The 4,588-nt window shown below is 58.5% G+C and carries 4 protein-coding genes; 2 read left to right on the forward strand and 2 right to left on the reverse strand.

Going from position 1 to position 4,588, the window contains the following annotated elements; genetic code table 11:
- Window positions 1-507: 507 nt before the first annotated feature.
- Entirely contained in the window at window positions 508-1,338 is an 831-nt protein-coding gene (locus NW820_RS10390) for a phytanoyl-CoA dioxygenase family protein (RefSeq protein WP_414407440.1), read from the reverse strand.
- Between the two features lie 3 nt (window positions 1,339-1,341).
- Window positions 1,342-2,862, reverse strand: a complete 1,521-nt coding sequence (gene trpE, locus NW820_RS10395; protein ID WP_414407441.1) for an anthranilate synthase component I — start codon at window positions 2,860-2,862, stop codon at window positions 1,342-1,344.
- Between the two features lie 140 nt (window positions 2,863-3,002).
- Between trpE and NW820_RS10400 the strand changes: the two genes are divergently transcribed.
- On the forward strand, window positions 3,003-3,551 hold the full coding sequence (locus tag NW820_RS10400; protein WP_011432186.1) for an NUDIX hydrolase: 549 nt from the start codon (window positions 3,003-3,005) through the stop codon (window positions 3,549-3,551).
- A gap of 305 nt (window positions 3,552-3,856) precedes the next feature.
- On the forward strand, window positions 3,857-4,474 hold the full coding sequence (locus NW820_RS10405; protein WP_414374941.1) for a hypothetical protein: 618 nt from the start codon (window positions 3,857-3,859) through the stop codon (window positions 4,472-4,474).
- The last annotated feature ends 114 nt before the right edge of the window (window positions 4,475-4,588 follow it).

Here is a 4,588-nt window from a genome sequence, read left to right on the forward strand (position 1 = left end):
AGAGTACGAGCTTCTCAGTGACTCCTGTTAAGGACATTTCCTGAGCTTTAAGAACGGGATGCCCCACCGCTCTGTGTTTACCATAGCAAGGGTTTCCGCCTTTCATCCTGACCCTCATGCTGATACATAGAGGGCGTCGCTTCTCGGCGGTCTAGCTGACCGGATTCCTCAAACAAGAGGAGAGGTTGACGTTCTCCCCACGGCTAAAGCCAGAGGATCCGTTCTCAGCCAGCAAAACAACTCCCACTGACTGAGCTACACCGAGCATGTGGCTTATACCGCAGCACCGTGGGGGACGCCAAAGCGCTTCGCGCCGCCAAGGCGAACGCACCAGCTACTGGGATGTGGAAACACCCCAGATACTTCTACTTCACCTTCAGCACTGCACCTTTCTATAAATGGGTGGAGCGATACTCACATCCTATCAGGAGACGGTAGCTTATCCCTAGGCATAAATGCCGGGGCCTGAGCCGCCGAGTTTTCGGTCAGCTCGCAGTTCCGGGCCGTCTACACAATCTGTGCCGTCACGAATAGGCGCTGATGCTCGGCTGGGATCCGCTCTTTCTCTTGGGCCGGGATCACCAGGGGAGGTTGCTGAGTGTAATTGATGGGATCCCGAAACCAAGCGCGGCTGTAGGTGTTGTAGAGAAGAGGACGGGGAGCGGGCGAGCGATTGGCCCGACCCAGATGAATCAGGCGGTAGTCGAACAGGAGGCAGGATCCCTTGGCCAAGGGTGGATCGATAAAGGGCATCTGCTGGGCCAGCTCGGTATAGTGGGCATCGAAGACTACATGGCTGCCGGGCCAGAGACGGGTCATGCCGTTCTCTTCGTTGACCTCCACCAGAGGAATAAGCAAATTCAGGGCATAGCAAGGAATGATCGCATCCAAGGTCTCGTCGCCAAACAGATGAGACAGATCCCGGTGAACTTGTTGATCGGCGGATCCCGGCAGAGAGACCACCGCCCCCAGCCCGCTCAAGATTAACTCCGGCCCCAAAATCCGCTTCAGGATGGGCAAGATCAGAGGATGGGCATAGAGGAGGGGATCGTTGAAGGGGCCCTCCAGGCGAACCGTTACCATCACCCGTCTATTGCCCACTAACAGGGCATCGGCGTGGTTTTCGTGGGTGCAGTAGCGGCTGTAGGTGGCCAGAAAGCTGCTGTGCAACTTGTCGATGAGCTCGGGGGGAAAGATCTCCGGCAACACCAGATAGCCCTCTGTGGAAAACAGTTCAAAAGCCTGCTCTACGGTCTCTGGATCCGGCTGCTGGAGCTCCTGTAAGGACTCCGTCCCGCTGACGCGAACCGCAGGGCTGAAGCGCAACTGGGCCAACATCGGCTAGGTCTCCTGCAAACTGGCCACAGCCATTAACATGCCCCGCGCTTTGTTCAGACATTCTTGATATTCCCGCTCCGGATCCGAGTCGGCCACAATACCTGCCCCGGCCTGCAAGCTCACCTGGCCCTGATGAACCAGCAGAGTGCGGATGGTGATGGCGGTGTTCAGTTGGCCAGAAAAGTCGTAGTAGCCATAGGCGCCGGCATAGGGCCCGCGGCGGCATCCTTCCAGCTCATGAATAATCTGCATGGCGCGGATTTTGGGGGCGCCGGTAACAGTGCCGGCAGGGAAGGTGGCCCGCAGCAGATCCCAGGCGCTGTACTGGGGATCCAGCCGCCCCACCACGTTGCTGACGATGTGCATCACATGGCTGTAGCGCTCGATCTGCATCAGGTCGTCCACCTGCACAGATCCCAGTTGGCAGACCCGTCCCAGGTCATTGCGGGCCAGATCCACCAGCATCACATGTTCGGCCCGTTCTTTCGGATCTGCCAACAGCTCTTGCTCCAGCTGCCGGTCTTCCAGAGGGGTGGTGCCGCGGGGGCGGGTGCCGGCAATGGGGCGCACAGTGGCGATGCGGTCTTCCCCCACCCGGCTGAGTTTGACCATCACCTCTGGGCTGGAGCCGATGAGGCAGAGATTCCCAAACTGCAAAAACGCCATATAAGGGGAAGGGTTAATCAGCCGCAACGAGCGGTAGAGGCAAAAGGGATCCCCCGCAAAGGAGATGGTAAACCGCTGCGAGAGCACTACCTGGAAGATATCTCCGGCGCGGATGTAGTCCTTAGCCCGTTCCACGGCTTGGCAGTAGGCTGGGCGGCTCAGGGTGCTGGGGGGGATTTGTTCGCGCCAGCGGGACGGAGTCCTTTCCGACAGGTGGGGCTTCCAGTTGAGGTGCAGATGGGCCAGGGAAAGAGGAGCGCTGAGCTGCTGCATCAGCTTTTCCACCCGCCGGCAGGCTTGGGCATAGGCTTCCTCGGCAGCGTGGTGACGGGTATCGGCGAAGGCCACCACCCAGATCTTGCGCTTCACCTGGTCAAAGAGCAGGATGCTGTCCACCTGCATCAAAACGGCATCAGGGGGATCCCCCGGCTGCAGGGGGTGGATGGGCACCTTGGGCTCAATCCAGCGAATCAGCTCGTAGCCCCAGTAGCCAAACAGGCCGCCGATGCTGCTGGGCAATTCCGGCAAATGCACCGGCTCATAGGGCTGCAAGCAGCGGGCCAAGATGGCAAAGGGATCCCCTTGGTGGTGCTCCTGTCGGCCATCGCGGTAGCGCTGTAGGGCTTGATCTCCCCGTATTTCCAAAACCCACAGGGGATCGCAGCCCAGGAAGCTGTAGCGGGCCACCTGTTCCCCCCCCTCCACCGACTCCAGGAGAAAGTTGTAGGGCTGGCCAGCACAAACCCGATACCAGGCAGAAACCGGCGTTTCCAAATCCGCCACCCATTCCTGGTACACCGGGATAAAGTTGCCCTGCTTGGTGAGGGCAAGAAACTCCTTCAAGGGAGGGTAAATCATGGCCTGCAACTTTTGTGCTTTTCCTGACTCTACCCCAGACACGGGATCCCAAGGGCGTGTGGATCCCTCTGGATTGCCCGGTTGCAACAGCGCCGAAAACCATTAAGCTGAGAGCGGCTCTACTCTCGGGATCCCTTGCCATGCAAAACCCATCTCAGGTGATTCGTGAGCGCCTCCGCTATCAAGGCCACAAATACACCTTCGTCAGCCAGCGTTTGCGTTTTCCCAACGGCAAAGAGGGAGAGCGGGAGTACCTCATCCATCCTGGCGGGGTGGTGGCCGTGCCTGTAACTGCAGCAGGCAAGTTCGTCTGCATTCGTCAATATCGCTTTGCGGTTGCCTCCTACCTTTATGAATTTCCGGCAGGCACAGTCGAGCCAGGGGAGCATCCCGATGACACCATTCGCCGCGAGCTGGAAGAAGAAACGGGCCTGCGTGCCCATCGCTGGGATCCCCTTGGCCAATTTTATTTGTGCCCCGGCTATTCCAGCGAGATTATGTATGCCTATTTGGCGCGGGAGCTGGAAGTGCTGGATTCCCCTCCCGATAAGGATGAGGATGAAGATATTACCGTAGTGGAGTTTTCTGCTTCTGAGCTTACAGAAATGGCCCGTTTGGGAATGGATTTGGACAGCAAGTCCATTGCCTGCTTTTGGCGGGCCCAATTGTTTTTGGCTGCCGAAAAATAGAGCCCTCCGTCGGGGGGGCTGCCCCTTGCTCCTGGGGGATCCCTTTCAAATTGGCGGGGCGTCGTTCCAAGCCGACTTTGTTGGCTACAGAGGAAGCTCCAGGCTTTTCACCCTAACTTGGTAGCCCATTGCCAGGCGAGATCAAGGTGAGATCGAGGTTGCGTTCGACATAAAAGGGATCCCTGTATCCCGGCTGTTTGGTTGACTGGGAGAACCTTGGAGTCCTTTAGAATTTTAGGGGCGAGGAGTGAGGAAATATGCGGAAGCTGTTGTGTTCCTGTGGTCGAATAGCCTGGGGAGCGGCCTTGGCTGCTACTCTACCGGTTGCTGCTGTTCCTGCCTATCCCCAGCCTGTGCTTCCGCTGCTGCCGGTTCCTTCTGAGGGCGGCGCTGCTCGAGGTGGGGTTGTGGCTTTATTCAATCAATCCATTTGGTGGGATTTTATTCGCGGCAATCGCGGTGAAAACCTGCGCCTGTTCCCGGCCAGCCTAACCTCTCCATCTCGCCAGGATGTGGTGGCCGTGTTTCAGATTCAGCGGCAGCCCACCGTGGAGCCGGTGGTGCGCGTTCTCAGCTTCGAGCACCAGGGGGGGTATAGCTTTCGTCTGCTCCACACAGCTGAGCCGATCCCAGGACGGTTGGTGGAGGCTCACCTGCGCACGGACATTACCTCCAGCCCACAGCCCAAGTTGGTGCTCCTCACCGAGCGAGGGGGCATCAGCCTGCTGCGCTCTGTCTTGGTCTTGGAACACCGGCCTGAGGGACTTGTGCCACTGCTGAGCGTGACGGATCTGAGCAATGCCAGCCTGCGGGTCAGCCCGCAAGGGATCCTGGTCATCTCAAGCCCGCCCGGTGCCAGCCGTGACTTGAGGGCTACCCTCTACCAATGGGAGGGGGATGGCTTTGTCCGTCGAGATCTATAAGTCCATCATCTGTTGTGACTGTTGTGAATCTGCCTGTCAATATCCATCTTTGTCAGCGAGGTCTCGCGTGGAGCGGATGTCCGTCTCGGCTATCGCTGCCCTTGCCAGCAAGCT

This window comes from Synechococcus sp. R55.7 (assembly GCF_047461955.1).
Taxonomy (GTDB): Bacteria; Cyanobacteriota; Cyanobacteriia; order Thermostichales; family Thermostichaceae; genus Thermostichus.

Excerpts from the sequence above, each read along its gene's own strand:
- NW820_RS10390 (WP_414407440.1), bottom strand. The coding sequence starts at position 1,338 with ATGTTGGCCCAGTTGCGCTTCAGCCCTGCGGTTCGCGTCAGCGGGACG.
- trpE (WP_414407441.1), bottom strand. The coding sequence starts at position 2,862 with ATGATTTACCCTCCCTTGAAGGAGTTTCTTGCCCTCACCAAGCAGGGC.
- NW820_RS10400 (WP_011432186.1), top strand. The coding sequence starts at position 3,003 with ATGCAAAACCCATCTCAGGTGATTCGTGAGCGCCTCCGCTATCAAGGC.